The organism is Alcanivorax sp. HI0083, assembly GCF_001635175.1.
The window spans coordinates 1-4,000 of sequence record NZ_LWFX01001041.1 but is presented as its reverse complement, the minus strand read 5'-3'; the positions used below and the strand labels follow the sequence as shown (position 1 = coordinate 4,000).

4 protein-coding genes are annotated in these 4,000 nt (G+C 59.2%); 2 read left to right on the top strand and 2 right to left on the bottom strand.

All coding sequences use genetic code 11. The annotated features are described in order from the left end of the window. The coding region (locus A3754_RS13425) for a sulfotransferase (RefSeq protein WP_063520098.1) at positions 1-1,158 on the bottom strand (1,158 nt) is incomplete at its 3' end. Between the two features lie 120 nt (positions 1,159-1,278). Between A3754_RS13425 and A3754_RS13420 the strand changes: the two genes are divergently transcribed. Next, entirely contained in the window at positions 1,279-2,079 is an 801-nt protein-coding gene (locus A3754_RS13420) for a glycerophosphodiester phosphodiesterase (RefSeq protein ID WP_063520097.1), read from the top strand. On the opposite strand, the gene A3754_RS13415 is transcribed toward A3754_RS13420, so the two are convergent. After that, positions 2,043-3,212, bottom strand: a complete 1,170-nt coding sequence (locus A3754_RS13415) for a patatin-like phospholipase family protein (protein WP_063520096.1) — start codon at positions 3,210-3,212, stop codon at positions 2,043-2,045. The genes A3754_RS13420 and A3754_RS13415 overlap by 37 nt on opposite strands. 130 nt (positions 3,213-3,342) lie before the next feature. On the opposite strand from A3754_RS13415, the gene A3754_RS13410 reads away from it, so the two are divergent. Next, positions 3,343-4,000: N-acetyltransferase (locus A3754_RS13410; RefSeq protein ID WP_156496987.1), on the top strand; the 658-nt coding region annotated here is incomplete at its 3' end.

The following is a 4,000-nucleotide window of genomic DNA, read 5'->3' as shown; positions in this document are numbered from 1 at the left end:
TTCATCAGTGCTGGGGAGCGGGTATCCGAAGCGCTCATACACCCAGCCAAACCTGTGCAGCAACGCCTCACCACTGACACCCAGGGCATCCAGAGAATACTGATGGGCGCTGCGGTACTGCCTGGCCTTGCGGTCCTGTTCCTGCAGCCGCTGACAAAATTGCGCGTCGGGCTGCCAGCCAAACCGCTGGTAAAAACCCAGTACGGTCTCGCCAGGAGCCGATGCCAGGGTCTCCATCACCGACAGCGCCTGGCGCTGTTCCGGCAGCTGATTTACCACCTCCAGCAGATGGCGATAGTAGTATTCCAGCATCGCCAGAAACCCTTCGCGCCAGTAGGCGGTGGTGTCGCGACCATCGAACAGGCGCGCGCCTATAAGAATGGAATTTACTTGCGATGGCACCGCCGCGGTGGGGCTACGCAGGCAGCCAATAAAACGGGCATCCGGGAAAGCGTCGGCCAAGGTTTCCATCCACGGGGTAAACGACGGGTTCTTCGATAGCAGGATTTTTTCCGGGCCGTGAAAATAAAGGTGGCGCTGAATAAAACGGCGGTAAGCGCGCATCAGTCGTTGTTTTTCTTCCGGGCGGCCATCGCGGTCCAGAAATGTCAGTTGCCACAGGGCAGGAACAGGCACCACAAGCACTAGCAAAAAGCAGCCCCACACCGGGATCAACCCAAGATAATCCTCTTCCGGATCCAGCAGCCCGGTCTTGTGCACGCCGTCCAGCCCACCCAACAAACGCCTTTCCGCCCAAAACAGAAGCCGCCCACCTGGGCGGCCTATCAACGTATCCAGGCGAGCGACACCGGTCCAGAAATAGCGCTGGGTAATCGAGGGCGCAAACAGCAGCTCCCACAGCGCCGTGGTGGTGAAACGCGTATCCATGGCCAGCAGGCGATGCAGAAAGGTCGTGCCGCTTCGCGGCACTCCGGTCACAAACAACGGCTGACGCACCGCCACGCGCCGGAACGCCGGGAACAGCAGATAATCCAGCCCCAGGCCGATGCCATTGATTCCCTGTACCAGCAGGAATAATGGCCAGAACAGCAGCATCACCAGCAGCCGCTGCAACGAGAATCCGCGCAGTTGGCCCTGGTAACCGGGGAACCAGCTGGCGGCAAACAGTGCAGTATAACGTTTCAACAGCGTTGGCATGGTCAGGCTCGAAGGGAAGAAACGTTGAAACAATAAAACAGTTTCAAGTCACAAAAATGACAACACACCCTCTTGTGTCCAGGTCACAGCGCTGTCATCTTTCTCGCAAAGAATAACGCTATGACACTGCCAATGACCGAACTGACACCTTCAACCTACCCTGCTCTGGTGGGTCACCGTGGCGCCCGCGGCGAAGCGCCGGAGAACACGCTGGCCAGCTTTCAAGTGGCAATAGAAGCCGGTGTGACGGAAATGGAACTGGATGTGCGGCTATCCTCCGATGGCCAGCTGATCGTGCTGCACGACAGCGACGTGACCCGCACCACCGGTGTCCGTGGCAATGTGCGCCAGTACACCCGTGCCCAGCTTGGGGTGATGGATGCCCGCCGCAATACCCCCGGCTGGCACAGCCCCACCGGAATTCCCTCACTGCAGGAAGTGGTTGAACTGTGCGGCCCGGATATGCGTTTTCAGTTCGAGGTGAAAGGAGCAGACCGTACCGTCCTCCACCAGCTGGCTCATCACCTCACGCACATGATCCATGATCAGCAGCTGCAATCACGGGTGGTGATCACGTCCAGCCACACCGGCTTTCTACGCATGATCGGCACCATGGCCCCGGATATCGAACGGGGTTACGTGTGCCAGTATCGTTACCTGCAACCCACTCGCCGCGCCAAAGGGCTGGGCTGCAGCTGGGTGATCGCACATTACTCATTGGTCGGCCCCGCGCTAATGCGCCGGGCCAAACGGCGAGGCTTGAAAGTGTCCGTGTGGACGGTGAACGACCTGACCGAAGCCGAACGACTGGCCAAGCTGAAAGTGCACAGCATCATCACTGACTTCCCCACCAGCTTTGTCAGCCACTTCCGCCGCAAACACCGTTACGGCTCTTCGGAAGCCGCTTCCATTAACGGCTGATCGTTAAGAAACACCATGATCTCCTCTTTACGGGCCATGGCGTCCTTGCGCCCCATCTCGATCAAGGCATTGGTGAAACCGGGCTCAAACAGCAGATAACTCATGGCACTGGCCCCGGGGGAACGGGTCGCGCCGGAACTGCGCAGAAAAAAACGCAAGGTCCGGGGTAATTCACGGATATGCTCCGCTGCGATTTCATCAATGGGCCGCGAGGGATAAATCTTCAGCACGTCCACTTCGCGCAGTTTGATACCATGCTTTCTGCGGGTGCGCTCGCCCAGCGCAGACAGGGTGTGGTTGATTCGTTCCAGCCGCTCCACATCCCCTTCCAGCGTATCCACGAACACACTGTTCAGAACGTGGCCCAACACCTGTGCCATGGAAGGATAACCACCAAGCCGGCGCTGATGCCCGGCACTGACGTTGCCGGAGACACCAATCACCAGTAAGCGCGTGGCGCCAAGATGCAATGCCGGGCTCAACGGTGCCAGTTGCCGCAGTGCCCCATCGCCGTAGTAGGCACCATCCACATTGCTGGCGGGGAACAGGATAGGAATGGCCGCCGACCCCAATAAATGCTCCACCCCGATGTTCGAACGCTTACCCTTGCGGCGCGCACGGATCCATTCAGGTAGCTCGTCCGAGCCCTGAAAAAAACTCACCGACTCGCCACTGGCATAGGCAGAGGCCGTAATCGCCAACGCCCGCAAATGCCCCTGATCCAGGCTTTCCTGGATACGACGAAAATTAATCACCAGCGACAACAGACGCTGCAACGGCGTGTTATCGAGCAGTGAACTGCGTTCCGGGGTTTTGCCCGTGGCCACGCCAGAGAAAAACCAGCGCATGACGCCACGCAGACAGGCATACAGATCCGTGCGGTAGACCTGCTCAGCGGTAATGTTCGACCAGACCCGTTCCAGCCCTCGCACAGCAGCGCGGTAGTTGCCCGCATTGGCTGACAACGCCGCCGCATTGATCGCCCCTGCCGAGGTACCGCAGATGATCGGAAACGGATTAGGGGCACCGCGCGGCACCATTTCCGCAATCGCCGCCAGGACACCGACCTGGTAAGCGCCACGCGCCCCGCCGCCGGACAATATCAGTCCTCTCACCGGATCCTGCTTGTTCATTGATACCCTCCCTGTTTGTTGCGCTCAGTATGCCGCGCTGACCGCCACGCCACCACCGGCCAGCACATGAATAATACTGGCGGGACAATACGCGCTGCCTTATTCTGAACGCTCTCAAGGACACAGGATTATGTGCGCTTTCTCCCTCCGCCCTGCTCTTCCCGACGATCTGGATGCACTCACTGCGCTGGAACAGCGTTGCTTTTCATCCGATCGACTGTCCCGTCGCAGTTTCCGTAAATGGCTTAAACGTCAGCACAGCGGTCTCATCGTTGCGCTGGATGAACAACAACAACTGGCTGGCTATGCCTTGGTGTTGCTGCAGCCCGGCACGCGCCTCGCCCGGCTTTACTCCATCGCAGTGGATCCGCAGCAACGGGGGAAAAAACTCGGTGAGCGGTTACTAGAAGCCGCCGAGGACTATGCGCACCAGCAACGGCGCCTGTTCCTGCGACTGGAAGTGCGCAAGGATAACGCGGCAGCCATCGCCCTGTATGAACGCCTGGGCTATCGCCTTTTTGCCCAGACGGCGGACTATTACGAGGATCATGAAGACGCCCTGCGTTACCAGAAACGGCTGCACTATCAACCCGGCAACCCACCCGGAAATCAGCGCGACAACCCGACGCCTCGGCACTTGCCCTGGGTCCAGCAGACCACCCCGTTCACCTGTGGCCCGGCCTGCCTGCTAATGGCCCTGGCCGCACTGAAACAACAAACGCCCACGACCACAGAAGAACTGTTGCTGTGGCGCGAAGCCACCACCATTTTCATGACCGCAGGCCATG

Coding starts and splice junctions, on each gene's coding strand:
- A3754_RS13420 (WP_063520097.1), top strand. CDS start 1,279: ATGACACTGCCAATGACCGAACTGACACCTTCAACCTACCCTGCTCTG.
- A3754_RS13415 (WP_063520096.1), bottom strand. CDS start 3,212: ATGAACAAGCAGGATCCGGTGAGAGGACTGATATTGTCCGGCGGCGGG.